General features: G+C 72.0%; 20 protein-coding genes. 10 read left to right on the top strand and 10 right to left on the bottom strand.

All coding sequences use genetic code 11. The features are described from left to right. Window positions 1-395 precede the first annotated feature (395 nt). Window positions 396-2588, top strand: a complete 2193-nt coding sequence (gene glgB / locus FGW37_RS22700) for a 1,4-alpha-glucan branching enzyme (RefSeq protein WP_246430841.1) — start codon at window positions 396-398, stop codon at window positions 2586-2588. A gap of 170 nt (window positions 2589-2758) precedes the next feature. Here glgB and FGW37_RS22695 read toward each other — a convergent pair whose 3' ends face one another. Next, entirely contained in the window at window positions 2759-4444 is a 1686-nt protein-coding gene (locus tag FGW37_RS22695) for an MFS transporter (protein ID WP_179084858.1), read from the bottom strand. Between the two features lie 168 nt (window positions 4445-4612). Here FGW37_RS22695 and FGW37_RS22690 point away from each other — a divergent pair, with 168 nt between their 5' ends. Continuing rightward, window positions 4613-5212, top strand: coding sequence for a TetR/AcrR family transcriptional regulator (locus FGW37_RS22690; protein ID WP_179082733.1), 600 nt, complete (start codon window positions 4613-4615; stop codon window positions 5210-5212). A gap of 62 nt (window positions 5213-5274) precedes the next feature. On the opposite strand, the gene FGW37_RS22685 is transcribed toward FGW37_RS22690, so the two are convergent. The 3 genes from FGW37_RS22685 to FGW37_RS22680 all read right to left on the bottom strand — a co-directional run bounded on the left by FGW37_RS22685 (window position 5275) and on the right by FGW37_RS22680 (window position 8990). Beyond that, complete coding sequence (locus FGW37_RS22685) at window positions 5275-7284, bottom strand: P-loop NTPase family protein (RefSeq protein ID WP_179082732.1); 2010 nt, start codon at window positions 7282-7284, stop codon at window positions 5275-5277. Window positions 7285-8562: 1278 nt separating this feature from the next. After that, window positions 8563-8748: a DUF6255 family natural product biosynthesis protein gene (locus FGW37_RS34190; protein ID WP_425506660.1), complete on the bottom strand. Its 186-nt coding sequence runs from the start codon at window positions 8746-8748 to the stop codon at window positions 8563-8565. A gap of 44 nt (window positions 8749-8792) precedes the next feature. Beyond that, window positions 8793-8990 (bottom strand): hypothetical protein, encoded by a 198-nt coding sequence (locus tag FGW37_RS22680; protein ID WP_179082731.1) that lies wholly within the window; start codon window positions 8988-8990, stop codon window positions 8793-8795. A gap of 132 nt (window positions 8991-9122) precedes the next feature. Between FGW37_RS22680 and FGW37_RS22675 the strand changes: the two genes are divergently transcribed. Next, window positions 9123-9950, top strand: a complete 828-nt coding sequence (locus tag FGW37_RS22675) for a helix-turn-helix domain-containing protein (protein ID WP_179082730.1) — start codon at window positions 9123-9125, stop codon at window positions 9948-9950. Continuing rightward, a complete protein-coding gene (locus FGW37_RS22670) occupies window positions 9947-10168 on the top strand; it encodes a DUF397 domain-containing protein (protein ID WP_179082729.1) in 222 nt (73 codons plus the stop codon). Before FGW37_RS22675 ends, FGW37_RS22670 begins: the two co-directional genes overlap by 4 nt. 19 nt (window positions 10169-10187) lie before the next feature. Here FGW37_RS22670 and FGW37_RS22665 read toward each other — a convergent pair whose 3' ends face one another. Together FGW37_RS22665 and FGW37_RS22660 are read right to left on the bottom strand one after the other, a co-directional pair. Continuing rightward, a complete protein-coding gene (locus FGW37_RS22665; protein WP_179082728.1) occupies window positions 10188-10661 on the bottom strand; it encodes a VOC family protein in 474 nt (157 codons plus the stop codon). 30 nt (window positions 10662-10691) lie between these two features. Further along, window positions 10692-12083: a cation:dicarboxylate symporter family transporter gene (locus FGW37_RS22660; RefSeq protein ID WP_179082727.1), complete on the bottom strand. Its 1392-nt coding sequence runs from the start codon at window positions 12081-12083 to the stop codon at window positions 10692-10694. Window positions 12084-12298: 215 nt separating this feature from the next. Between FGW37_RS22660 and FGW37_RS22655 the strand changes: the two genes are divergently transcribed. The 4 genes from FGW37_RS22655 (at window position 12299) to FGW37_RS22640 (ending at window position 17177) form a co-directional block, all read left to right on the top strand. Next, window positions 12299-14023: a sensor histidine kinase gene (locus FGW37_RS22655; RefSeq protein WP_179082726.1), complete on the top strand. Its 1725-nt coding sequence runs from the start codon at window positions 12299-12301 to the stop codon at window positions 14021-14023. Beyond that, window positions 14020-14718 (top strand): response regulator, encoded by a 699-nt coding sequence (locus tag FGW37_RS22650; RefSeq protein ID WP_179082725.1) that lies wholly within the window; start codon window positions 14020-14022, stop codon window positions 14716-14718. Before FGW37_RS22655 ends, FGW37_RS22650 begins: the two co-directional genes overlap by 4 nt. 156 nt (window positions 14719-14874) lie before the next feature. Beyond that, a complete protein-coding gene (locus FGW37_RS22645) occupies window positions 14875-16245 on the top strand; it encodes an extracellular solute-binding protein (RefSeq protein WP_179082724.1) in 1371 nt (456 codons plus the stop codon). Continuing rightward, window positions 16242-17177, top strand: a complete 936-nt coding sequence (locus FGW37_RS22640) for a carbohydrate ABC transporter permease (RefSeq protein WP_179082723.1) — start codon at window positions 16242-16244, stop codon at window positions 17175-17177. Before FGW37_RS22645 ends, FGW37_RS22640 begins: the two co-directional genes overlap by 4 nt. A gap of 69 nt (window positions 17178-17246) precedes the next feature. On the opposite strand, the gene FGW37_RS22635 is transcribed toward FGW37_RS22640, so the two are convergent. Further along, window positions 17247-18023 (bottom strand): hypothetical protein, encoded by a 777-nt coding sequence (locus FGW37_RS22635; protein WP_179082722.1) that lies wholly within the window; start codon window positions 18021-18023, stop codon window positions 17247-17249. A 143-nt stretch (window positions 18024-18166) separates the two neighbouring features. Here FGW37_RS22635 and FGW37_RS22630 point away from each other — a divergent pair, with 143 nt between their 5' ends. Then, window positions 18167-18613 (top strand): RICIN domain-containing protein, encoded by a 447-nt coding sequence (locus FGW37_RS22630; protein ID WP_179082721.1) that lies wholly within the window; start codon window positions 18167-18169, stop codon window positions 18611-18613. 66 nt (window positions 18614-18679) lie between these two features. Continuing rightward, the gene (locus tag FGW37_RS22625) at window positions 18680-19516 is read left to right on the top strand and encodes a carbohydrate ABC transporter permease (RefSeq protein ID WP_179082720.1); all 837 of its coding nucleotides are present in this window, start codon (window positions 18680-18682) and stop codon (window positions 19514-19516) included. Window positions 19517-19609: 93 nt separating this feature from the next. Here the strand turns inward: FGW37_RS22625 and FGW37_RS22620 are convergent, their stop codons facing one another. From FGW37_RS22620 to FGW37_RS22610, 3 genes are all read right to left on the bottom strand, one after another. Continuing rightward, window positions 19610-22141 carry an ABC transporter permease gene (locus tag FGW37_RS22620; protein ID WP_179082719.1) on the bottom strand — a complete coding sequence of 844 codons (2532 nt, stop codon included), beginning with the start codon at window positions 22139-22141 and terminating at the stop codon, window positions 19610-19612. 119 nt (window positions 22142-22260) lie between these two features. Continuing rightward, window positions 22261-23049, bottom strand: a complete 789-nt coding sequence (locus tag FGW37_RS22615; RefSeq protein WP_179082718.1) for an ABC transporter ATP-binding protein — start codon at window positions 23047-23049, stop codon at window positions 22261-22263. 273 nt (window positions 23050-23322) lie between these two features. Further along, on the bottom strand, window positions 23323-24321 hold the full coding sequence (locus FGW37_RS22610; protein ID WP_246430508.1) for an AraC family transcriptional regulator: 999 nt from the start codon (window positions 24319-24321) through the stop codon (window positions 23323-23325). Window positions 24322-24848 lie beyond the last annotated feature (527 nt).

The raw sequence follows: 24848 nt of genomic DNA, 5'->3' as shown, positions 1-24848 counted from the left end.
CTCGACCGCCGTCCCGCCGACCGTCCCACGAGCCGGCACACGATCTCCCGGGCACCACGCCGGGTGTCCCGGCCACGTTCCTGCCGGGGCGGGGGGCGAAGGCGGGGCGGGAGCCGGTCCCGGGCCCGGGACCGGCTCCCGGATCAGGGCCCGGGCCGGGATCGGCTCCCGGATCAGGAACCGGCCCGGGGGACGGAGCGAGGCCCGGACCGGCGGACGCATCCCGGGAGCCCGGACCGGTGCCGGGCCCGGGGGCCGAACCGGCGGGCGCACCGCGGGAATCCGGGACGGTGCGTGGGCCGGTGCGTGGGTCGGCGCCTGGGCCGGAGGCCGTATCCGCGACGCCTCGCCCCAAGGCGGCGCAGGGCGTACCGCGCCCGCCCGCGCGGCGCGGGGTGCGGCCCGCCGAGCCGCTCGATGCGGAGGTCCGCGAGCGGCTGCTGCACGGCGCGCACCACGACCCGCACGGCCTGCTGGGAGCGCACCCGGTGCCCGGCGGTGTGGCCTTCCGCACCCTGCGCCCCTTCGCACGCTCCGTGGCGGTCAGCGCGAAGGGCCTGCGGGTGGAGCTGTACGACGAGGGGGACGGTCTCTTCGCGGCGGTGCTGCCCCTCAGCGAGCTCCCCGACTACCGCCTGCTGGTGAGCTACGAGGACACGGAGCTGGAGGTCCGCGATCCGTACCGCTTCCTGCCCGCGCTCGGCGATCTCGACCTGCACCTGATCCACGAGGGCCGGCACGAGCAGCTGTGGCAGGCACTGGGCGCCATGCCGATGGTGCACGAGGGGGTGGCGGGCACCCGGTTCACGGTGTGGGCGCCGAACGCCCTGGGCGTACGGGTCGTCGGCGACTTCAACTACTGGGACGGCACAGGCCACCCCATGCGGTCGCTGGGCGCGTCCGGGGTGTGGGAGCTGTTCCTCCCGGACATCGGCGAGGGGGCGCTGTACAAGTTCGAGATCACGCGCCCGGACGGCTCGCACACGATGCGCGCGGACCCCATGGCGCGCCGCACGGAGGCCCCGCCGGCGAACGCCTCGGTCGTGCACGCCTCGCACCACTCCTGGCAGGACGCGGAGTGGATGGCGGCCCGCACGGGGAAGCCCGTCCACGAGCACCCCTTCTCGGTCTACGAGGTGCACCTGCCTTCCTGGCGCCCCGGCCTGACGTACCGGCAGCTGGCCGGGCAGCTGCCCGCCTACGTCAAGGAGCTCGGCTTCACGCACGTGGAGCTGATGCCGATCGCCGAGCACCCCTTCGGCGGCTCGTGGGGCTACCAGATCACCGGCTTCTACGCCCCCACCGCCCGCCTGGGCACCCCGGACGACTTCAAGTACCTGGTGGACGCGCTGCACGCGGCCGGCATCGGGGTGCTCATGGACTGGGTGCCCGCGCACTTCCCGCGCGACGACTGGGCGCTGGCCGAGTTCGACGGGCGGCCGCTGTACGAGCCCGCGGACCCGCTGCGCGCAGCGCACCCCGACTGGGGCACGCTGGAGTTCGACTACGGCCGCACCGAGGTGCGCAACTTCCTCGTGGCCAACGCGGTCTACTGGTGCGAGGAGTTCCACATCGACGGGCTGCGGGTGGACGCCGTCGCCTCCATGCTCTACCTCGACTACTCCCGCGAACCGGGGCAGTGGACGCCGAACGCCCACGGCGGCCGGGAGAACCTGGACGCGGTGGCGTTCCTGCAGGAGATGAACGCGACCGTCTACCGCCGCTGCCCCGGCGTCGTCACCGTCGCCGAGGAGTCCACGGCCTGGGACGGCGTCACCCGCGCCACGCACCACATCGGGGCGGGCGGCTTCGGCGGGCTCGGCTTCGGCCTGAAGTGGAACATGGGCTGGATGCACGACTCCCTCGTCTACGTCTCGAAGGAGCCGGTGCACCGCAAGTACCACCACGGCGAGATGACGTTCTCGATGATCTACGCGTACAGCGAGAACTACGTGCTGCCGATCTCGCACGACGAGGTCGTCCACGGCAAGCGCGCCCTGGTGTCGAAGATGCCGGGCGACTGGTGGCAGCAGCGCGCGAACCACCGGGCCTACCTCGGCTTCATGTGGGCGCACCCGGGCAAGCAGCTGCTCTTCATGGGTCAGGAGTTCGCGCAGGGGGCCGAGTGGTCCGAGGCCCACGGCCCCGACTGGTGGCTGCTCGACCCGTCCTACTCCGCCGAGGCGGACCACCGGGGCGTACGGGACCTGGTCCGCGACCTGAACGCCGCCTACCTGGCCACACCCGCCCTGTGGCAGCGGGACACCGTCCCCGAGGGTTTCGAGTGGGTGGTGGGCGACGCGGCGGAGGACAACGTCTTCGCCTTCCTGCGCTTCGACGCCCAGGGCGCGCCCCTGCTGGCCGTCAGCAACTTCTCCCCCGTGGTGCGGCACGGCTACGCGCTGGGCGTGCCCGGCCGGTTCACGGCGTGGCAGGAGATCCTCAACACGGACGGCGCCCGCTACGGCGGCAGCGGCGTCACCACCCCCGACCCGGTCAAGACGGAGGCCACCCGCCACCACGGGCGCCCGGCGAGCATCACGGTGACGCTGCCGCCGCTGGCGACGGTGTGGTGGCGGGCGGTGTGAGGCGGCGGCCTGCGGCGCCATGACGAAGCCCCGGACCCGCGGGGGTCCGGGGCAGAGCCCCGGTTACGGGAAGGGGCGGGCTGGGGGAAACTCCCCCGCCCGACGGCGATCGGCCCCCACGGCGGAACCCGGCGGTGCCGTACCGGCCTCAGGTGTACCGACGACCCGGCTCAGGCAGCCGCAGGCTCCTTCTCGGCCTCCGAGGAGGACACCGCAGCAACACCCTCCGGCTTGTTCTTGTCGCGCCCCGGCAGCAGGAACGCCACCAGCACCGTACCGACGCCGAGAATCACCGCACCCACCACACTGGTGTGGGCGACGGCGTCCGCGAACGACTTGTGCACGGCCTCGGCCACGGCCTGCGCCTGCTGCGCCCCGAGGGCGGCGGCCTTCTCCGGGCCCACCTTCGGCGCCGCGCCGGCCGCGACCTGCTTGCCGACCTCCTTGGCCACGGCCAGGCCCGCGCCGACCGAGTCCTGCGCGACGGTGAGCGCCTTCTCCGGCAGCTTCGGGCCGCCGGCCTCGGCCGCCTTCGCGGCGGCGTCACCGAGGTTGGAGGAGTAGGTCTTGGCGAGCACGGTGCCGAGGATGGCGATGCCCAGGGAGCCGCCCATCTCGATCGAGGTGCTGTTGACGGCGCCGCCGACGCCCAGCTGGTCCTCCGGGAAGGAGCCCATGATGGCGTTGGTGCACGGCGACAGGGACAGGCCGATGGCCAGGCCCAGGATGATCAGCGGCAGGACGAAGTCGTCGTACGTGGAGGACTCGTCGACGCGGGCGAGCAGCGCGATGGCGACCGTACCGACGGTCATGCCGCACGCCACGGTGACCTTCATGCCCACCTTGGGGGTGAGGATCGCGGTCAGCGCACCGCCCACGAACACCGCACCGGCCAGCGGCAGCATCCGCACACCGGTGTCCAGCGGCGAGTAACCGAGGACGAACTGCAGGTGCTGGGTGAGGTAGTAGAAGGCGCCGAAGACGGCGAGGAAGAACAACGCGACGGCCATGGTCGAGCCGGCGAACGCGCGCTTGGTGAAGCGGCGGACGTCCAGGACCGGGTGCGGGTGGCGCAGCTCCCAGAGGACGAAGAGGACCAGGCCGACGCCCGCGATGACCGCGGCGGCGATCGCCTTGGCGCCCCAGCCGAAGTGCGGGCCCTCGATGATCATGTAGATGAGCGAGCCGACCCACACGACGGACAGCAGGCCGCCGATGTAGTCGATCTTGGCTGCTTCCTTGCCGGGACCCGTCGCCCTGGACGGCGGGACGAGCGCCAGCGCGCCGATGATGCCGAGGAAGGCGATCGGCACGTTGATGAGGAAGGTGGAGGCCCAGCCGTGGTCCTCCAGCAGCGCACCGGCCACGAGCGGGCCGACGGCGATGGCGAGACCGGCGGTGGCCGTCCAGATGGTGATGGCCTTGGCGCGCTCCTCGCGCGGGAAGGTCGCGGCGAGCAGCGACAGCGTGGCCGGCATGATCATGGCCGCGCCGACGCCCATGACGGCGCGCGACGCGATGACGCCGGCCGAGCTGTCGACCATCGAACCGGCGACGGAGGCCGCGCCGAAGACGAGAAGGCCGAGAACGAGCGCTCCGCGGCGGCTGTACTTGTCGCCGACGGCACCGAGGATCAGCATCAGCGCGGCGTACGGGACGGTGTAGCCGTCGATGACCCACTGCAGGTCGGAGCTGCCCAGGCCGAGGTCCTGGACCATGTCGGGGGCGGCGACCGTCAGGGACGTGTTGGCCATGACGATGATCAGCAGGCTGATGCAGAGCACGCCCAGCGCGGCCCAGCGCCTCTTGTACGGACCGTCCATCTCGTCGACCGGTGTCGACATCGCGAGGCCCATCGGGCCACCCCTTCCCATCTTGCCTATCTTGGCTTGCCTATCTTGCACACGCTTGTGCAATTACACAGCAGTGTGCAAATTACGGGACGGCGTCGCCCCGTGCAAAATGAGGTGCAGGATGTCGGCCACGGAGGCTGCGCCCGAAGACGGACAGAAGAGAAGAGACCAATGGCCGGCAGAGCGGACGCCAATCGCCGCCGCATCATGGACATCGCGCTCGCGGAGCTGCTGCGCGACCCGGACGCGAGCATGGACCAGATCGCACGGGCGGCAGGTGTCGTCCGGCGCACGGTCTACGGCCACTTCCCCAGCCGCGAGGCGCTGATGAGCGCCCTCGTCGACGACGCCGCGAACTCGGTCGAGATCGCCCAGGCGGAGGCCCTGCGCGACGTCGACGACCCCGCCCAGGCCCTGGCCCGCTCCATGCTCGCCGCCTGGGAGATCGCCGACGGCTACCGCCTGCTGATCTCCATGGCCCAGCGCAGCGTCACCGTCGAAGGCATCCACCGCCGCCTGGAGCCGGTGCGCCGCGAGTGCGCGGCGATGCTCCAACGCGGCCTGGACGAGGGCCGCTTCGCCTCACCGCTGCCGGCCATCGCCCTGGCCTACGTCCGCGAGCAGATCCTCTTCGGCCTGCTCCAGGCGGTCAACGACGGCGTCCTGGGCCCGGCGGAAGCGGGCCGCTCGGCCGCGGTGACGGCGCTCACGGCAGCGGGGGTGCCGGCGCAGGAGGCGACCGAGCTGGTGGCGGGGCTGGTGCCGGCTTAGAGGCGGGGGCGGGTTGGAGGCGGGGGCGGGTTAGAGGCGGGGCGGGTTAGAGGCGGGGCGGGTTACGACGGCTCGCCGTCGTCATGACTAGGGCTGGGGCTGGGGCTGGGGCTCTTGCTGCCAAGGCTGGGGGAAAGGCTCGGACTCGGCGTCGTACGGCTCGGGCTGTGGCTGGGGCTCGGGCTGGGAGAACGGCTCGAACGGGTCGGGCTGGGACTGGGGGACGGACTCCTCGTCGTACGGCTGGGGCTGGGGCTCGGGGAGGGGCTCGCGGTCGTACGGCTGGGGGAAGGGCTGGTACGAGTCGGACCGGGGCTGGACGGGGAGCCGGTCGTACGGCTCGGGCTGGGGCTGGGGCTCGGACTCGAGCTCGGGCTGGGGCTGGTGCCGCCGCTCGCGCTGCTCGCCTCGCCGGTCGGGCCGGGGTCCGTCGAGCCGGGGCCTGTCGGCCCGTCGGTGGCCGGGCCGCTGCTGACGCCGGAGGCCGAGGGGCCCGGGGCCGGACCCGGAGCGTCCTTGCTGACCGCTGCCCGCACTGCAGCGATCGCCACGATGACGACCAGCAGCCCCGCGAGCCACGGCGTCACCCGCCGGACCCGGTCACGCACGCGCCGGGCCCCACCACGGCCACGGCCACGGCCGTCGTCAGGGAGGGTGCCGGACGGCGCCACGTACTCCAGGTTCGCCCGGGTCAGCTCCGCGCCTGCGGTATCGCCCAGTTCCTCCCGCAGACGCAGCGCGTGACGCAACCGGACCTGGGCGTCCGCGATCCGGTCCTCGACGTAGGCCACGGTGCCCAGTTGGTGGGAGAACAGTGCCTCCGACGCCCGGTCGCCGACCCTCCTGGCCGCCTCCGCGCCCTTCTCCAGGACCTCCTTCCACTGCTGCCATCGGAGGCCGGCGAACAGCGCGGCTTCGGCGATCTTCGCCAGCCGGATCACGCCCCGCCACTCCCCCTGCTCGGCCGCGACGCCGAGCAGCCCGACGATGCCCTCCACGCCTTGGAGCGCATCCGTGAGGCTGTGCATGTCGCCCCGCACCGCGCCGTCCAGCCAGTCGGCGAGGCCGTTGACGCCCGTGCTCAACGAGATCGCACCGAGCGACAGCCCCCGCAGGCTCTCCTTCAGGCACACCGGCAGCCCGAACCGGTCCTCCTCCGGCCGCTCGACGAGCCCGCGCTCGTGCAGGGAGACGAGGCACTGCACCGCGTACGTGATGTCGCCGACGGCCGACACCCAGTTCCCCGGCACCAGGGTTCCGGCCACGAGCGCCAAGGCCACCAGGGCCGTCCGCTCGGGCCCGGACAGCGATCCCGCACTCAGCCGGTCCAGCTCCCGCGGATCCCGGGCGGCCGCCCGGGTCAGCGTCTCGACCGGGTGCCCGGCCCGCACCAGCGCCGCGGCCTGCCGGATGTGCAGCGGCCGGAACCGTACGGTCTCCAGCAGCTGCCGGACGGCGGGCAGTTCCGCGCCCTGTACGGGGTGGCCCAGCGAGCGGGCGAACAGGTCGAGCGCCGCGTCCGGCGGCAGGCCCGCCAGAAGCCGGGACGTCTCCGGCCCGCCCGGCACGGGGAGCTCCGCCCCCACCACCAGCACGCAGTCGGGCAGGGCGGCCGACAGCAGGCGCGGGATCCGCGAACCGGGCGGCACCTCGTCCAGCACGATCAGCGGCCGGAGATGATTGACGAGCCGCTCGCAGACCGGCCGGGGGTACTTCACCGGTTCCCGCTCCACGGAGCGGTACAAGGCGTCCATGAGGAGCTGGAGTACGTCCTCCAGCGGATTCCCGGCCACGCGCACGAACGCGCTGCGCCTCCCGCCGCCTCCGGCAATGCTCCGAAGGAGGCTGGTCTTCCCGAACCCGCAAGGACCGTAGAACTCCACCGCCCGCCCGGCCGCGGCTTCCGCCCGGGCGACGGCCAGCTCCTCCTCCCGCCCGAGGAGAAGGGGTTCGGCAGCGGACCGCTGGCGGCGTAGACCGGGGTCGCGCAGAAGCAACTCCGAACGCTCGAGCCGGGTACCGCTGCCGGAGGTGAGAGTGATACGGGAACTGCCGTAGAGAACGCTGTACACATATCCCCCTGGCACACGAGAGCCGCGCATGCGAACCGCAGCGTCCGCCGCAGACGCCCCCACGTCCAGCGCAGGGCACGCCCTACGCACCCGCACGCCCCCCTGAATGCTCTGAGCGCCGTTTGGAGAGGAGAGGGGGACGGGTGGGAGCGCGGTTTGTGGCCGGGTTCCGTGGGTCGGGTGCGGGTTAGAACAGGCTGGCAGCGGGGGGAGGGGTGGGGGCGGGGGTTCGGTTGGTTGGCTGTGCGGCCGGTGGGGGGGTGGGCCGCCGTACTCCTGCCGTCGCGGATGCGGGTGCGTGAGGAGACCGGTCTGTCCGGTTGTGGCTGAGGGGGAGCGGGCTGCTGCCGCGATGTGGTTCCTGCCGTCGTGGGCGCTTCGCTCGGCGCGCCGCCGTTGTGGCTGGGCGGGCGGCTGCCGCTGGGTGGGGGTAGGGGTCAAGACAGGCTGGCAGCAGGGGGAGAGGTGGGGGGCTCGGGTCCGGTGGTTTGACTGTGCGGCCGGTGGGAGGCTGGCCGCCGTACTCGCGCCGTCACGGATGCACGCGCGTAAGGAGACCGGTCCCTCCGGCCGTGGCTGAGGGGGAGCGGGCAGCTGCCGCGATGTGGTGCAGCCCGTCGTGGGCGCTTCGCTCAGCGCGCCACCATCGTGGCCGGGCGTCCGACTGTCCCTGGGTAGGGGCTGGTGAGGAGAGGGAGAGCTCGTGAGACTCCAGAGACGGCCAGCTGCCATCCCAGGACACTTATCCGCCGAGCGACGGCCCAGGCCGGTGGCGCATGAGACAAGCGGGCCCTGACGGGCTACTGAGACGCGCGGTCACCATCCCGGACCACTTATCCACCACCCCACAACCCAGGCCGGTGGAATATGAGGCCACCCTGCGGCCAGAGAGCCCTACTGGGGCCACTGAGGCACCCAGCCGCCGTCCCAGGCCACCTATCCACCCGCTGCTCCAGGCCGAGCCGGTGGATATCCGTCCACAAACAGCCGCCACCCCCACCAATCTGCAGCCGGACGAGCAACCACCACGTACGCAAGCTGAGCGAAGCGCCCCCACCGGCCCCAGACACATCGCGGCAGCTGCCAGCTCCCCCTCAGCCAAGGCCTATGCGCAAGGTCTCCTCACGCGCCAGCATCCGCGACGGCACGAGTACGGCGGCCAACAACCCACCGGCCGCACAGCCAAACCACCGAACCCCCGCCCCCCACCCCTCCCCCCGCTGCCAGCCTGTCTTGACGCAGGCCCCCCGCAGGCGACAGTCGGCCACCGGGCAGCACTCAGGAAGACGGGCCCCGCACCCCCGGCATGCCAAGCCGCGGACAACCCCACGCCACAACCGGAGCACTGTCCGGCACCGGCATCCGCAGTCCCGCATAAGCCGTATGACGCTCGGCACCACAGGCCCTGCACCGCTCGGCCCCGTACGACCGGAACCAGCCCGCCAGGTGAGCACACCGGCGCATCACAAGGCGCCCGGGCGTGTTCCGGGTGGCCGCGGCCTCAGCGATCACGAGTGCACCACCTGCTGGTGCCGGACGAACTCGGCGTTGAGCTCATGGGCCTCGGCGGGGCGGCCGAGACATGCGGCGCCATGGAAGCGCACCCGCAGTTCGGCACACCGCAGGCACCACTTCGAAATGTCATTGGGCCACCCAACGGCCTCTTCCTGCGCGAAACCGTGCTCTAGCTGCTGTTGTCCGCTCACGCGACTTGCCTCCGTCACATTCACCCCTTGGTGGGGGTGCCCGTCGTCTGCGGGTCCAGCGTCGCGGGCCGTACGTACGCTCGGCTAGGGATTCAATTCCCAACCGCACGCTTGAGAAAAGGAGTTGCCGGGATGGCACGCCCCGCACGGAAGCTGACACCCGACCGATCCGCCCGGCACCTTTTCGGCGCGGACCTCAGACACCACCGGGAGGCGGCGGGCATGACGCTGGAGAAGCTCGCCGAGGTCGTCCGGTACAGCCGCAGCCACCTGGCCCGCATCGAGACGGCCGAACACGTACCGCCACCGGACCTGCCCGCGAGACTGGACGAGGTCTTCGGCACGGGCGAGCACTTCGTCCGGCTCTACGGGATCGCTCGGCACGAGATCCACCCGGACAAGTACCGCAGACTCATGGAGCTCGAAGCACGGGCGCTGGTGATCGACGAGTACGCCGGTCATCTCGTACCTGGGCTGGTGCAGACTGAGGACTATGCGCGGGCGTTGTTCCGGGTGAGCAACCCGAAGGCTTCGCCGGACGAGATCGAGGAGAAGGTGTCGGCCCGACTCAGCCGCCAGGCGCTGCTGAGGGCTGAGACGCCGCCGGATCTGTCGATGGTGCTGGACGAGGCGGTGATTCGGCGGCCCATCGGAGGCCCCACAGTCATGCGGACCCAACTGGCCAACTTGATCGAGCTCGTGGACACCGCGACGACCATTGTCCAGGTTCTGCCGTTCGAACACGGGGAACATGCCCTGTTGGGCGGCACGTTGAAGCTGATGACTCTGGACGACGACTCGACCGTTGCCTACGTGGAGAGCATCGCCACCGGGGAGCTGATCGAAGATCCGCGGACTGTCAGCATCCGCCGCCGGTCCTACGATCTGCTGAGGGCCTATGCCCTGTCGCCAAGTAAGTCGGCGGACTTCATTCGATCCCTAATGGAGGCATTCTCATGAGCGCTACCCATGCCCTCTCCCGAGCGGAGTGGGTGAAGTCCAGCTACAGCAACGGCGACGGCGGCACCTGCGTCGAATGGGCCCCCGCCCTAGCCACCGCCCACGGCATCGTGCCCGTGCGCGACTCGAAGATACCCGGCGGCCCCGTGCTCGCGTTCGGGGCGGAAGGGTGGGCTTCGTTCGTCGCCGCGGTGCGCGGCAGCCGGATACCCGGCTGACCCCCAAACCCACGCACCGTCACGCCACGCAGAACTCGTTGCCCTCCGGGTCCTGCAGGACGACCCCGTAGTAGTCCATGCCCGGCTCGTCCATCACCCGGATCACCGTCGCCCCTGCCGCTGTCAGCCGCTCCACCGTCTCCGTGACGCGTCCGGTGCGGACCGGCAGGGGGACGGCGCGGCCGCCGCCCACCTTCAGGTCGAGGTGGAGCCGGTTCTTGACCGTCTTCGGCTCGGGGACCTGCTGGAACCACACGCGTGGCCCGCGGCCCGCCGGGTCGACGATCTGCTCCGGGGTCTCCCCGGCGCCGTCGGAGAGCTCCTCCGCGGGCACGCCCATGTCCAACCAGTAGTCCCGCCAGCTGGCGTGGCCTTCCGGCGGGGGCTCGGGGACGTAGCCCAGAGCCTGCGTCCAGAAGGCCACCATCCGTTTCGGGTCGGCGCAGTCGATCGTCAGCTGCAGTTGGGGCAGTTGCGGCGTCGTTTTTTCCATGCCCCGCAGCCTGGCAGAGGGGTCTGACAGTCAGGCCCCCACGCCCGCCGGCTTCTTCTGCTCCGGCTGCGTTCCGTCGTCCTGCGCGGGGCCGTGCCCGTGCTCGTCGCCCGACAGCGTCGTCTCGTCGAACGGCATCCGCCCGGCGAGCACTTCGCCCACCCGCTCCTTGTCGATCTCCTTGGTCCACGTGCCGACGAGGACCGTGGCCACCGCGTTGCCCGCGAAGTTCGTCAGTGCCCGCGCTTCGCTCATGAAGCGGTCGATGCCGACGATCAGGCCTACTCCGTCGACGAGTTCGGGGCGGTGGGACTGCAGGCCGCCCGCGAGCGTGGCGAGGCCCGCGCCGGTGACGCCGGCCGCGCCCTTGGACGCGACGATCATGAACAGGAGCAGCGAGATCTGCTGGCCGAGTGCCAGTGGTTCGCCCATCGCCTCCGCAATGAACAGCGACGACATCGTGAGGTAGATGGCCGTGCCGTCGAGGTTGAAGGAGTAGCCGGTGGGCACGGTGATGCCGACGACGGGCTTGCTCACGCCCAGGTGTTCCATCTTGGCGATCAGGCGGGGCAGGGCGGACTCCGACGACGACGTCGAAAGGATCAGCAGGAACTCGCGGCCCAGGTACTTCAGCAGCGTGAAGATGTTCACCCCGGCCACCAGGCGCAGGAGCGTGCCCAGCACCACGATCACGAACAGCACGCAGGTGACGTAGAAGCCGATCATGATGACGGCGAGGGACTTCAGGGCGTCCACGCCCGTCGCGCCGACGACCGCCGCGATGGCACCGAAGGCGCCGACCGGGGCCGCCCACATGATCATGGCGAGGATGCGGAAGACCAGCTTCTGGATGTGTCCGATGCCGCGCAGGACGGGCTCGCCCGCCGTGCCCATCGCCTGCAGGGCGAAGCCGGCGAGGAGCGCGACGAGCAGGGTCTGCAGCACCTGGCCGCCGGTGAAGGCGGAGACCATGGTGGTCGGGATGATGCCGAGCAGGAACTGCGTCGTGGACTCGCTCCCGCCCTTGGCCTGTGCCTCGCCCGCGTGGCGCACCGCGTCCGTCAGGTGCAGCCCGCTGCCGGGCTCCAGGATGTTGCCCACCACGAGGCCGATGGCCAGCGCGACGGTGGACATGACCATGAAGTAGCCGAGGGCGAGGCCGCCGACCGCGCCGACCTTGGCGGCCTTGCGCACGGAGCCGATGCCCAGCACGATCGTGCAGAAGATGACCGGCGAGATCATCATCTTGATCAGGTTCACGAAGCCGGTGCCGAGCGGCTTGAGCTCGACCGCGACGCCCGGCGCCGCGAAGCCGACGGCGATGCCGGCGAGCACGGCCGCGATCACGGCCAGGTAGAGGTAGTGGGTCCGGTCCGGCCGCCGGGGCGGCTGGACGGCCGGTGGTGCTGCCTGTGCCGTCACGGGGTCTCCTCGTAGTCGCGGCTCTGGGCGCACTGCATCGGTCCCGGCACGCGAGCGGATGCGGATGCGTGCGGGCGGGTGGATGCAGAGCAACAGTCTGGGGGCGCCCCGCTCTCCCGACGAGTGGGGCTCCGGTGACTATGCACGGCTCTGTGACCGTGGTCACCCTTATGTGCATTACGTTCACAGGCGCGGGGCGGTGCACACTGTCCGCCATGCGCAGACCCCGCATCCGCCGCCCCCGCAGCCTGGCCGGCCAGCTCTTCGCGATGCAGATCGTGCTGGTCACCTTCGTGGTGGCCGGCTGCGCGGCCTTCGCGTACGTCGCGGACCGCGGCCAGGCCGAGGAGGCGGCGCGCCGCGAGGTGACGGCGGCGGCGGTCGCCGTGGCCGCCTCCGCGTCGGTGCGGGACGCGGTGCGTTCGGCCGACCCGCCCCTGGTCCTCCAGGCGTACGCCGAGCGCGTGCGCACCGATACCGGGGTCGACTTCGTGACGATCATGAGCCCGGACGGCATCCGCTGGACCCACCCGGACCCGGAGCGCATCGGCGAGGGCTTCCTGGGGCACACCGGGCCCGCCCTGCAGGGCCGGACGTTCTCGGAGACGTACACGGGCACGCTCGGGCCGTCGGTCCGCGTGGTGGTGCCGGTCATGGACGGCGACCGGGTCACCGGGCTCGTGAGCGCGGGCATCACCGTCGACGCGATCAGCGCCGAGATACGCCGCCAGCTGCTGGCTCTGCTCGGCGTGGCCCTGGGCGCGCTGGGCCTGGGCGGGGCGGGGACGTACCTGCTCAACGCCCGGCTGCGCCGTCACACCCACGGCATGAACGCCGGCGAGCTGAGCCGGATGCACGACTACCACGAGGCCACGCTCCACGCGGTGCGCGAGGGGCTGCTGATGCTCGACGGGCAGCACCGCATCGCGCTCATCAACGACGGCGGGCGTGAACTCCTCGGCCTCACCGGGGAGGTGATCGGCCACCGGGTCGACGCCCTCGGCCTGCCGCCCGCGCTCACGGACGCCCTGCTGGCCGCCGGGCCGCGCGTCGACGAGGTCCACGCGACGTCCGACCGCATCGTCGTCCTCAACACCTCGCCGGTCTCCGGGGGCGAGCGCCACGGCACCGTCGTGACCCTGCGCGACCACACCGAACTCCAGGCGCTCTCCGGCGAGCTGGACTCCGTGCGGGGCTTCGCGGAGGCCCTGCGCTCCCAGGCGCACGAGGCGGCGAACCGGCTGCACGCGGTGGTCTCGCTGATCGAGCTGGGGCGCGCGGACGAGGCCGTCGAGTTCGTCACCGCCGAGCTGGAGCTCGCCCAGGCCCTGACCGACGAGGTGGTCGGCGCGGTCGCGGAGCCCGTCCTCGCGGCCCTGCTGCTCGGCAAGGCCGCTCAGGCCAACGAGCGCGGCGTGGAGCTCGTCCTCGCCCCCGACACGCACGTCGACGACGGCCTGCTGCCGGACCACCTGCCGGCCCGAGACCTCGTCACCGTCCTGGGCAACCTGGTCGACAACGCGGTGGACGCCGCCGCCGAGGAGGCCAACCGCAGCGCGACGGAGGTCCGGCACGCGCAGGTCACCGTCACCCTGCGCGCCGACGCCGGCGAACTGCTGCTGCGCGTCGGGGACACCGGGGCGGGTGTGGCGCCCGAGGCGATGGAGGAGGTGTTCCGGCGCGGCTGGTCGACCAAGTCGCCCGGCGGCGCGCCGCACGGCCGCGGCCTCGGCCTCGCGCTCGTCCGGCAGGCCGTGCGCCGCAACGGGGGTACGGTCTGCGTCACCGGCGCACCGGGCGGCGGCGCGGAGTTCACCGTCCGGCTCCCCCTGCACGCCGCCCGCCCCGCGGACGCGCCTGCGGCGCCCGCCGCACCCTCGTCGTCCCCGACGCCCACAGTGCCCGCAACGCCCGCCGCACGGACCGGAGTGCCCTCATGAGCAGACCCGCCGCCCCCCGGCCCATCCGCGTCCTCGTCGTCGAGGACGACCCGGTGGCCGCCGACGCCCACGCCCTCTACGTGGGCCGCGTGCCCGGCTTCACGGTGGCCGGGATCGCGCACTCCCTGGGCGACGCCTCGCACTTCCTCAAGCGGACGCCCGTCGACCTGCTGCTGCTCGACCTCTTCCTCCCCGACGGGCACGGCCTGCAGCTGCTGCGTTCGCTGCGCACCGCCGGGCATACCGCCGACGTCATCGCCGTCACGTCGGCGCGCGATCTGACGGTCGTCCGCGAAGGGGTCTCCCTCGGCGTCGTGCAGTACGTCCTGAAGCCGTTCACCTTCGCGACCCTCCGGGACCGGCTCGCGCGCTACGCCGAGTTCCGCTCGGTCGCGGGCGAGGCCAGCGGGCAGGAGGAGGTGGACCGGGCGTTCGCCGCTCTGCGCGCCCCCCAGCCCGCCGCGCTGCCCAAGGGGCTGAGCCCCGCCACCCTCCGGTCGATCACCGACGCGCTGCGGTCCGCGGGGGACGAGGGCCTGTCCTCGGGCACGGCGGCGGCGACCGTGGGCATCTCCCGGATCACCGCACGCCGCTACCTCGAACACCTCGTGGCGGCGGGCCGGGCAGCCCGTACGCCCCGCTACGGCCAGATCGGCCGCCCCGAACTGCGCTACCACTGGCAGAGCAGGCCCTGACCCGGCCGGGGCGGCTCCCGGGGCGGCCGGGGCGGCACGAGCAGACCCCCCGACGACGCGTGCAGGCCGCATGGAGCGGGAACGTACGACCTCAGGAAGGCGCAGCCCGCCGAGGCCCCGTCCCGGGCGCCGAGGCCTGCCCCCAGGAGGTCGCCCGTGCGCCCCACCGCTCCCGTGCTGCTCTGCGCCGCGGCCCTCGCCGCGGCCTCCCTCACCGCGTGCGGCGGGGGATCCGGCGGCGATCCGGACACCGTGAAGATCGCCTACCAGCGCACCACCGACAACAAGACCCGGATCATGGACGACTACCTGGCCGGGATCAAGAGACAGTTCGAGCGCACGCATGAGGGCAAGAAGCTCCAGCTGGTGCCCGTACAGGCCTCTCAGGCCGACTACTACGCCAAGCTGCAGCAGATGATGCGGTCGCCGAAGACCGCGCCGGACGTCGTCCGCGAGGACACCTTCCTCATCAACTCCGACATCAAGGCGGGCTATCTGCGCCCGCTGGACGACAAGCTGGCCGGCTGGAAGGAGTGGAGCCGGTTCGCCCCGGCCGCGAAGGCGGCGGCGAAGGGCGAGGACGGGAAGACGTACGGGGTGCCGGACGGCACCGAGACCCGCGGCCTGTGGTTCAACAAGGAGATCTTCGCGCGGGCGGGGCTGCCCGCCGACTGGCACCCGCGCACGTGGAAGGACGTGCTGGACGCGGCCCGCACGGTCAAGGAGAAGGTCCCCGGGGTCACTCCGCTCAACGTGTACACGGGCAAGGCGCCGGGCGAGGCCGCCACCATGCAGGGCTTCGAGATGCTCCTGTACGGGACGGGCAAGGACCCGCTGTACGACCCGGCGGTGCGCAAGTGGGTCTCCGGGAGCCGCGGATTCCGTGATGCGCTGGAGTTCGTGCGGACCGTCTTCGCCGACAAGCTCGGCCCGGACCCCGCCGACGCGCTCGACCCCGCCGTCGACAACCGTGTCGCCACCGACTGGCTGCCCTCCGGCAAGCTCGCGATCGCCCTCGACGGCTCCTGGCTCGGCAAGTACTGGCAGCCCGGCGGCTCCAGGCCCTGGCCCGAGTGGACCTCGGTGATGGGCCGGGCGCCCTTCCCCACGCAGAACGGGGCGGCGCCCGGGGCGGTCAGTCTGTCCGGCGGCTGGACGTGGTCGGTCAGCGCCGGGTCCGGCAAGGCGGATCTGGCCTGGCAGGTGATCGAGACCCTGCAGACGGCGGACAACGCGACCGAGTGGACGGTGCGCGACGCGCAGATCGCCGTACGGGACGACGTGGCGGCCTCCCGCAAGTACTTGACGTCGATGCCCGGCGTCGACTTCTTCACGGCACTGGTGAAGTTCACCCACTACAGGCCGGCGCTGCCGGTCTATCCGCAGGTCTCCAGCGCCATCCGGGACGCGATGGAGGCGGTGACGACGGGAGACGCCTCCGTGCAACGGGCCGCCGGGCGCTACGACGAGGAGCTGAAGTCGATCGCCGGCGAGGCGGGAGTGACGGCGCGGGAACGGGCGCGGTGAGCGGGACGGCTGCGGCGGGCGGTGCGGCCAAGGCACCCGCCGCGCGGGGCCGGGGCGGGGGCGGGGGAAGGCCTCGGGCACGGCGGGCGCTGCGCTGGCTTCCGATCGCCCCCGCCAGCGCGCTCCTGCTGCTCTTCCTCGCCGGGCCCGTCGCCTACTGCGTGGCCGTCGCCTTCACCGACACGCAGCTGACCGGTCAGGCCTCGGCCTCGTTCGTCGGCTTCGCCAACTTCCGCCGGGCCTTCGCCGACGAGGGCTTCCGCCACGCGGTGGTGCTGACGCTCGTCTTCACCGTGCTGTCCTCGATCGTCGGCCAGAACAGCCTGGGCCTCGCCCTCGCGGGCCTCATGCGGCGCGCCTCCCGGCCCGTACGGACGCTCACGGGCGCGGTCGTGATCGCCGCGTGGGTGCTGCCGGAGATCGTGGCCGGCTTCCTGCTCTACACGTTCTTCAACCGGCGGGGCACGCTCAACGCCGTCCTGGAGTGGCTCCATCTCCCGCCGCAGAACTGGCTGTTCACGCTGCCGATCCTGGCCGTCTCCTTCGCCAACGTGTGGCGCGGCACGGCCTTCTCCATGCTGGTCTACTCCGCCGCGCTCGCGGAGATCCCGCAGGAGATCACCGAGGCGGCGGAGGTGGACGGCGCGAGCGGCGCGCGGCGGCTGTGGCACGTCACGCTGCCGATGATCCGCCGCTCGATCGCCACCAATCTGATGCTGAACACCCTGCAGACGCTGTCGGTGTTCGGGCTGATCTGGGCGATGACGCGCGGCGGCCCGGGCAACAGGAGTCAGACGCTCCCGGTCTTCATGTACGACCAGGCGTTCCTGAAGTCGCTGATCGGCTACGGGACGGCGGTGGCGCTGCTTCTGCTGCTGGTGGGGGCGCTGTTCTCGGTGGTGTACCTACGGCTGATGCGGGAGGAGATCTGAGGACCGAAGGGCTCCGTGTGCCCTGCAGTCCATCCGTCCCCTCCCGCATCTCCCTCATCGGGACCCGGCTCAGCCGAGCTTCTTCACCTGGGCCTCGACGACCGCCTTCGGCTGCTCGGCCTGGCCGGCGAGGCTCAGGGCGTAGAAGGTGGCGACCGTGCTGCCCTTGCGGACCGCGACCAGGTGGGTCGTACCGGTCGTGCCCTCCGCGTCCAGGTTGAGCGTGAAGGAGACGGCCTCGTCACCACCCGCGGCGAAGTCGGCGGGTGCGACCTTCGTGAACTTCGTCTTGTCGGCACCGGCGACGAGGTTGAAGCCGCCGGCGCAGTCCGCACCGGACTTCTTCAGCGCCGCGATGACCTCGCCGGCCGCCTTGGCGTCGCCGTACGAGCCCAGGGTGTCGGACGTGATCGTGCCGCTCAGGGCGCCGAGGCCGGCCTTCACCTTCTCCTCGGGGGCGGCGTCCGGGGCGGGCGACTTCGGCATCGCCATGACCTTGCGGATGACGATCGCGCCAGGCGCACCGCCGGACCGCAGGCTCATCGCGTCCACCAGCGGCTTGCACTCGGCCTTGTCGCTGGTGACGCCCTTGGCCGTGGCGAGGTCGGCCGCGGTGGCCTCGGTGACCTTGTGGCCCGGGACGTCAGCCTCGGCCAGGACGAGCTTCTCCAGCTCGGCCTGCGAGGCGGCCTTCCCGGCGGAGGCGGTCGGGGCGCCGGCGGACGCCTGGCCCTTGGGCTCGTCCTTCTTCCCCTCGGACTTGTCCGAACCGCAGGCGCTCACGAGCAGGGCCAGCGACATGGCGGAGGCGGCGAGAGCGGTACGGCGGACGGTGGAGCGGCGCATGAATGGGTTTCCTCTGAACTGGATCGGCAGCGACCTCACATATAGTCATGCGCAGGTAAAAAGTTCAATATCTTTCCCGCCGGCGGGCACCCGGCGCGCATTACGATCAGATCTCGAACGCTTGATCGACTACGGCTGGGGTCATGGAAGGCACGTTCCGCGTACGCAACGCCGGCAGTGGTCTGCTGCTGGAGGTCGAGGGCGGCCGCAAGGGCAGCGGCGCCAACGTCCGGCAGGGCGAGGAGGACGGCAGCGCCGCGCAGCTGTGGCACGTGAGCCCCGTCCACGAGGGCAGCGGCCTGCACCACTTCGTGAACGCCGCCGGCGGCAAGCGGCTCGACGTCGCCAACGCCAGCACGGAGCCCGGCGCCAACGTCCAGCAGTGGAAGGCCAACAACTACGGCGCCCAGGAATGGCTCATCGAGCAACACCTCGACGCGCCCGGCACCGTCACCCTCGTCGCCCACATCAGCGGCCTGCTCCTGGAGGTCGCCGACGCCTCCAAGGAGCACGGCGCCAACGTTCAGCAGGGCGAGGACACGGACAGCCCGGGCCAGTGGTGGCGGCTGGAGCCGGCACCGGGCGCCTAGACGGCGGGGCCGCAGGGAAATCAGGACCTGACAGGCCCGCACTCCCCCGCCCCGCCCGGAGGTGCCATGCGCCCGCTCCCCGCCCGCCGCACCCGTCAGCGCCTGGCCGCCGACGCGGCGCTGCTCGCCGTCGCCGCCGGGTTCTGCGTACCCCTGGTCTGGCTGCTGCTCGCCTCCGCCGACGCCGAGGCCGGACTGACCGTGCGGGCCCCGGACCGTCCGACGACGGAGAACTTCTCCGCCGTCCTCACGGACGAGATCACCTTCACGCCCGTGCTCAACAGCCTGCTGCTCTGCGGGGGCGCGACCGCCGTCACGATCGTGTGCGCGACGCTCGCGGCGTACCCCCTCTCCCGCTTCCGCTCCCGCCTGACCCGCCCGTACCTGCTGGGCGTGCTCTTCACGACCTGCCTGCCCATCACGGCGATCATGGTGCCGGTCTACGGCCTCTTCGTACGGGTCGACCTGATCGACACGCTCACCGGCACGGCCCTCTTCATGGCCACCGCTCAACTCCCCTTCGCCATCTGGCTGATGAAGAACTTCATGGACGGCGTACCGTCCGCCCTGGAAGAGGCGGCCTGGACGGACGGGGCGAGCCGGCTGCAGGCGCTGGTGCGGGTGGTCCTGCCGCTGATGGGCCCGGGCGTGGGCGTCGTGACGATCTACAGCTTCATCATGATGTGGGGCAACTTCTTCGTCCCGTTCATGCTGCTGCTCTCCCCCGACCGACTCCCGGCGTCCGTCAGCATCTTCACGTTCTTCGGCAACTTCGGGCAGGTCGCCTACGGGCAGCTGGCCGCGTTCTCGATCCTGTATTCGACGCCGGTGATCCTGCTGTACGCCCTGATCTCACGCCGCCTCGGCGGCGGCTTCGCCCTCGGCGGCGCCGTCAAGGGCTGAGCCACACCCGACGAAGGCACGTGTGAACCCCCGCCGGCTGTCGGAAGCCGGCGGGGGTTCGGTGAAGCGGAGGGCTCGGCCTGCTGCCGCGTCCTACTGCGCCCCGATCGACTCCAGCACGTTCAGCTTCGCCGCCCTGCGGGCCGGCCAGACCGCGGCCAGTACGCCCACGGCGAGCGCGATGAGCAGGAACACCGCGATCCGCGCCCACGGCACGACCATCTCGTACTGCGGGAAGGACGAGCGGACCAGGTGGCCGCCGGACCAGGCGAGGAAGATGCCGACCCCGACGCCCAGCACCGCGCCGAACATCGCGATCATCACGGACTCCAGCCGGACCATCCGCTTGACCTCGCGCCGGGCGAGGCCGATCGCGCGCAGCATCCCGATCTCCCGGGTCCGCTCGAAGACCGACATGGCCAGGGTGTTGACGACGCCGACGACCGCGATGACGACCGCCATGCCCAGCAGCCCGTACATCAGGTAGAGGATGTCGTCGATGTTCCCCGCCTCGGCGCGGCGCAGGTCCTCCGGCGACTGCACCTTGATGAGCGGGTTGCCGCCCAGGGTCTCCTTGATCTTGGCCTTGAGCTCGCCGGCCTTGCCGGGCGCCGCCTTCACGAGCACCTCGTCGTCGCGCACCTTCTCCAGGTGCCGGTCCACGAGGGGGAAGGTGGCCAGGACGGCGGAGTAGACGTCGTTCTTCGCGTAGACCGCGGCGACCTTCGGGGCGGCCTTCGTGTCGTCGTAGAAGGTCATCGGCAGGGCCGAGCCGACCTTGAGGCCGCGCTTTGCGGCGTACTCGTCGGACACGGCGACCGTGCCGTCGCGGAGGTCGGACGGCGAGCCGCTGACGAAGCGCACGTCGGACACCTTGCCGATCGCCGACGGGTCCGTGCCCTGGACCAGGGCCGGGTCGCCGTCCGACTGGAAGCCGACCGAGCGCACCGGGACCGCGGCGGCCACGCCGGGCTCCTTGGCGAGGGTCTTGGCGATGTCGGTGGACAGGCCGCCGAAGTTGGCCGAGGTGACCTTGTAGTCGGCCGTCAGGTCCTGCTGCCCCATCTTCGACACGCCCTGGTCGGACGAGACCGCGACCACGGTCAGGCCGGTGATCAGGGAGAGGCCGATCATCAGCGCCGAGGCGGTGGCGGCGGTGCGGCGCGGATTGCGCAGCGCGTTCTCCTTGGCGAGCTTGCCGCTGATGCCGGTGAGCCGGCCCGTGGCCCGGGCGAAGAGGTGCACGATCGGGCGGGAGAGCAGCGGGGCGAGAACGATGACGCCCGCCATGGTCAGGGCCGCGCCCGCCATCGCGGTCGGCAGGCCGTCGCTGTCCTTGAGCGTGGTGACGTACAGCATGATCGCGACGCCCAGGCCGGTGAGCACGGCACCGATGCCGTTGCGAACGACGAGGCTCTTGACGGCCGGCGGCTGTTCCACGGTGGACAGCGCCTCGACGGGGGCGATCTTCGCGGCCTTGCGGGAGGGCAGCCAGGCGGCGAGCACAGTCACCACGACGCCGACGCCGAGGGCGAGCAGCACGGAGGCCGGCTCGATGACCAGTGGCCCGTCCGGCAGGCTCGCGCCGGCCGAGTTCAGCACCGCGCGCAGGCCGGTGGCGACGCCCAGGCCGAGGACGAAGCCCGCGGCGGAGGCGACCAGGCCCAGCAGCCCCGCCTCGATCAGCACCGAGCGCACCACCTGGCGGCGCGAGGCGCCCACCGCGCGCAGCAGCGCGATCTCCCGGCTGCGCTGGGCGATGAGCATGGTGAAGGTGTTGGCGATGATGAAGATGCCGACGAAGAGGGCGATGCCCGCGAACGCCAGGAAGGTGTTGCGGATCGAGCTGGTCTCCTTGTCGATCGCCTTCGACTGGTCGGCGGCCAGCTGCTTCCCGCTCTGCACCCTGAAGGCCTCCGGCAGCACCTTGCGGACGTCGGCGGTCAGCTTCTGCTGGTCGGTGCCGGGCTTCGCGGAGACGACGAGCTCGCTGAACTCGCCGGGCTTGCCGAAGAGTTTCTGCGCGGTCGCGGTGTCGAACAGCGCGAGGCTGCCGCCGGCGCTCACCCGCGGGTCGTCGGTCTCGGCGATGCCGACGAGCTTCTTGGTCATCACCGGGCCGTCGATGGCCAGCCGGACGGTGCCGCCGATCGCGGCGCCCGTCTTCGCGGCGGTCTTCGCGTCGAGGACGATCTCGCCCTCGGCGGCGGGCCCGCGGCCCTTGACGATCGGGTAGCGGCTGTCCTTGCCGTCCTTGCCGGGGACGTAGTTGGCGCCGGAGCTGCCCCACTCGCTGCCGGCGGGGTTGTTCTGCCGGTCGGCGATCATGGCGACGCCGCTGACGGACGGGCGTACGGACGCCACGCCCGGCAGGGCACGGACGGTCGCGACGGCGCGGTCGTCGAGTGTCCGGATGCCCTTCATGGCGATGTTGGAGTGGCCGGTGGTGACGGAGACCGCGACGTCGTCGAGGCTCTTGGCCATCTTGTTGCGGTAGGCGGCACCGACGGAGTCGCTGAATATCAGGGTGCCGGAGACGAAGGCCGTGCCGAGGAGGACCGCGAGGGCGGTCATCATCAGCCTGGCTTTGTGCGCGAGGAGGTTGCGCAGGGCGGTACGGAACATGGTCTGTCCTGGGGGAGGAGCCCGCGGGGAGCGGCGCAGAAGCGTGCAGTGCGGAGGGGCCCGTGCGGGGCCGTCGGGTGCGGGAGGCGGCGGCGCCGTCCCTCAGCTCGTACGGCCCTTCAGCTCGTACGGCCCTTGGCGTCGAAGCGCTTCATGCGGTCGAGGACCGCGTCCGCGGTGGGCTCGCGCATCTCGTCCACGATCCGGCCGTCGGCGAGGAAGACCACGCGGTCGGCGTAGGAGGCGGCCACGGGGTCGTGGGTGACCATGACGATCGTCTGCTGCAGGGCCTGGACGGACTCGCGCAGGAAGCCCAGCAGTTCGGCGCCGGAGCGGGAGTCGAGGTTGCCGGTGGGCTCGTCCGCGAAGATGATCTCCGGCTTGGCGGTGAGCGCGCGGGCCACGGCCACGCGCTGCTGCTGGCCGCCCGAGAGCTGGCTGGGCCGGTGCGAGAGCCGCCCCGACAGGCCGACGGTGCCGACCACCATGTCCAGCCACTCCTGGTCGGGCTTGCGGCCCGCGATGTCCATGGGGAGGGTGATGTTCTCCAGGGCGGTGAGCGTCGGCAGCAGGTTGAACGCCTGGAAGACAAAGCCGATCCGGTCCCGGCGCAGCCGCGTCAGCTGCCGGTCGCCGAGCGAGCCGAGCTCCACGTCGCCGATCTGCGTCGAGCCGGACGAGATCGTGTCGAGGCCCGCCATGCAGTGCATCAGCGTGGACTTGCCGGAGCCCGAGGGTCCCATGATCGCGGTGAACTCGCCGCGGCGGAACTCCACGGAGACGGAGTCCAGCGCCGTCACGCGGGTGTCGCCCTGGCCGTAGACCTTGCTCAGACCGGTGGCTCGGGCGGCGACGGCGGTGCCGGCCGGGCCGACGGGGGTCGTGGGAAAGGCGGCCGCGTGGGACACGGGGTCTCCTCCGGGAGGTAGGGGAAGGGGGTCCGGTCATCGGTCCGCGCCGGGAATTCCCGGGGACACCATGGCCGGAATCAACTCCTCCAATTCTCGGGGCGCGGCGGGCGCCGGGCGTCAGCCGTACGGCCGGAAAGCCGTACGCCCTGAAGGCCCACGGGAGGGTGCCCCGCGTAGTCCCTGAGACGGACACCGTCATCCCCAGGACCCACGGGGCGCCCTACGGGCCCGCCCGGGAGCAAGCCCCGGCACTCACGAAGACTCCGGCACTCACGAACGCAGCGTGCGGGACGGCGGGTGCCCGTAGCGCCGCTGGTAGTACCCCGCGAACCGGCCAAGGTTGTTGAAACCCCAACGGTAGGCCACCTCGGCCACGGTGACGTCGCCGTCGCCGCGCGCCGCCACCAGCTCCTGGTGCGCCCGGCCCAGCCGCACCTCGCGCAGGTACCCCAGCGGCGTGGAGTCCACGTGCCGCCGGAACGCCTCCTGCAGGGCGCGCGGGCTCACCCGCGCCGCCGCCGCGAGATCGGCCAGCGTGAGCGGCTGGTCGGCACGCTCCTCGGCCAGCGCCATCGCCCTGCGCACCGCGGGGTGCGCGACCTCGCCCGGGCGCTGCGCGTCCACGCCCTGGGTGATCAGCTCGTGCGTCTGCATGAGGATCGCGGCCGTCGACTGCGTCAGGTGCCCGGCCACGAGCGGGCTGCTGCGGGCCACGCCCTCGCCGAGCACTTCCCGGTGCACGGCCGCCGAGATCCCGGCCCAGCTCCTGGCGGCCGCCCCGGAGGTGGCCCCGTTGAGCGAGAAGCGGGCCCGTACGGAACCGTCGATGCCGAGCGCGTCGGCCGCCGCCCGCTCCACCATCTCCCGGTCCAGCCGGACGGTCGTCATCCGCGCGCCGGGCGCCCAGTGCACCTGGAAGGAGCGGTACGGGTCGAGCACGTACGTCTGCCCGGGCCCGACGACCCGCTCCTCCCGCCCCGGCGACATCACCCGCACCCGGCCCCGTACCAGCTGGCAGACCAGGAGGTACGAGTCGAGGGGCTGGGGTGCGACGAGCGTCTCGGCGCCGTACTGCAGCCCCGACACCGTGATCCCCGGGAAGCCGCCCTCCGCGTACCACGCGGAGAACTCCTTCGGGTCGCCGAGCACGCTGAGTTGATAAGGACTGTAGGCAGAGCTGATGATCTCCCTGGTCTCGTCGAGGTCGTTGCTGAGGACGAGCGTGCGCATGTTGCCGGGGGCCTCGGGCCCCACGCCTGGTTCAGTCATCAGGGGCTTCCCTCGGGTGTCCGCGTTTCCGGGACAGGTGCCGCGTTCGGCGAGTAGCCGATGGACGGCCCCGTTAGTACCGTTCCCCTTGTCCGCAGTCAAGGCGCGGGCCGGTCCCACGGCTGTTTCGGGACAGGGCCCCGTCGGGGGGAAGCGGGTCACGGCCCTGGGTTCACGGGGGACATCCAGGGCCGGTCCCGCAAGCGGGGGCGCCCCGCCGTCAGCGGACAGACGGCGGGGTCTTCGCTTGTGCGCAGTGCGCCGGGAGAGTTGCTACGTCTTCGGGGCGGTAATCAACCGGCCCGCCTCGTAGGGCAGCGGACAAGTGACCTCGGCTGTCGACCTCGGGACCTCGCCCCGCTCACGCCCCGCGGCAGGGCGGCGCGGGCCGGGGCCTGCTCGTCGTGGCGGCGGGCGTAGCGGTCACGGCCGGGTGCGGGCGGCGGGACGCGGGAATGCGGCGGGGGCGGACCGGATGACCCGGCCCGCCCCCGCTCCCCCCGCTCCCCCGCTTCCCCCCTCCGCCG

Source organism: Streptomyces rectiverticillatus (assembly GCF_013394065.1).
In the GTDB taxonomy this organism is placed as follows: domain Bacteria; phylum Actinomycetota; class Actinomycetes; order Streptomycetales; family Streptomycetaceae; genus Streptomyces; species Streptomyces rectiverticillatus.
This window is presented reverse-complemented; position numbering and strand designations above follow the sequence as displayed.

Excerpts from the sequence above, each read along its gene's own strand:
- FGW37_RS22655 (WP_179082726.1), top strand. The coding sequence starts at position 12,299 with ATGCGCAGACCCCGCATCCGCCGCCCCCGCAGCCTGGCCGGCCAGCTC.
- FGW37_RS22665 (WP_179082728.1), bottom strand. The coding sequence starts at position 10,661 with ATGGAAAAAACGACGCCGCAACTGCCCCAACTGCAGCTGACGATCGAC.
- FGW37_RS22670 (WP_179082729.1), top strand. The coding sequence starts at position 9,947 with ATGAGCGCTACCCATGCCCTCTCCCGAGCGGAGTGGGTGAAGTCCAGC.
- FGW37_RS22620 (WP_179082719.1), bottom strand. The coding sequence starts at position 22,141 with ATGTTCCGTACCGCCCTGCGCAACCTCCTCGCGCACAAAGCCAGGCTG.
- FGW37_RS34190 (WP_425506660.1), bottom strand. The coding sequence starts at position 8,748 with ATGCGCCGGTGTGCTCACCTGGCGGGCTGGTTCCGGTCGTACGGGGCC.
- FGW37_RS22635 (WP_179082722.1), bottom strand. The coding sequence starts at position 18,023 with ATGCGCCGCTCCACCGTCCGCCGTACCGCTCTCGCCGCCTCCGCCATG.
- FGW37_RS22625 (WP_179082720.1), top strand. The coding sequence starts at position 18,680 with ATGCGCCCGCTCCCCGCCCGCCGCACCCGTCAGCGCCTGGCCGCCGAC.
- FGW37_RS22675 (WP_179082730.1), top strand. The coding sequence starts at position 9,123 with ATGGCACGCCCCGCACGGAAGCTGACACCCGACCGATCCGCCCGGCAC.
- FGW37_RS22695 (WP_179084858.1), bottom strand. The coding sequence starts at position 4,444 with ATGGGCCTCGCGATGTCGACACCGGTCGACGAGATGGACGGTCCGTAC.
- FGW37_RS22650 (WP_179082725.1), top strand. The coding sequence starts at position 14,020 with ATGAGCAGACCCGCCGCCCCCCGGCCCATCCGCGTCCTCGTCGTCGAG.
- FGW37_RS22630 (WP_179082721.1), top strand. The coding sequence starts at position 18,167 with ATGGAAGGCACGTTCCGCGTACGCAACGCCGGCAGTGGTCTGCTGCTG.
- FGW37_RS22610 (WP_246430508.1), bottom strand. The coding sequence starts at position 24,321 with ATGACTGAACCAGGCGTGGGGCCCGAGGCCCCCGGCAACATGCGCACG.
- FGW37_RS22690 (WP_179082733.1), top strand. The coding sequence starts at position 4,613 with ATGGCCGGCAGAGCGGACGCCAATCGCCGCCGCATCATGGACATCGCG.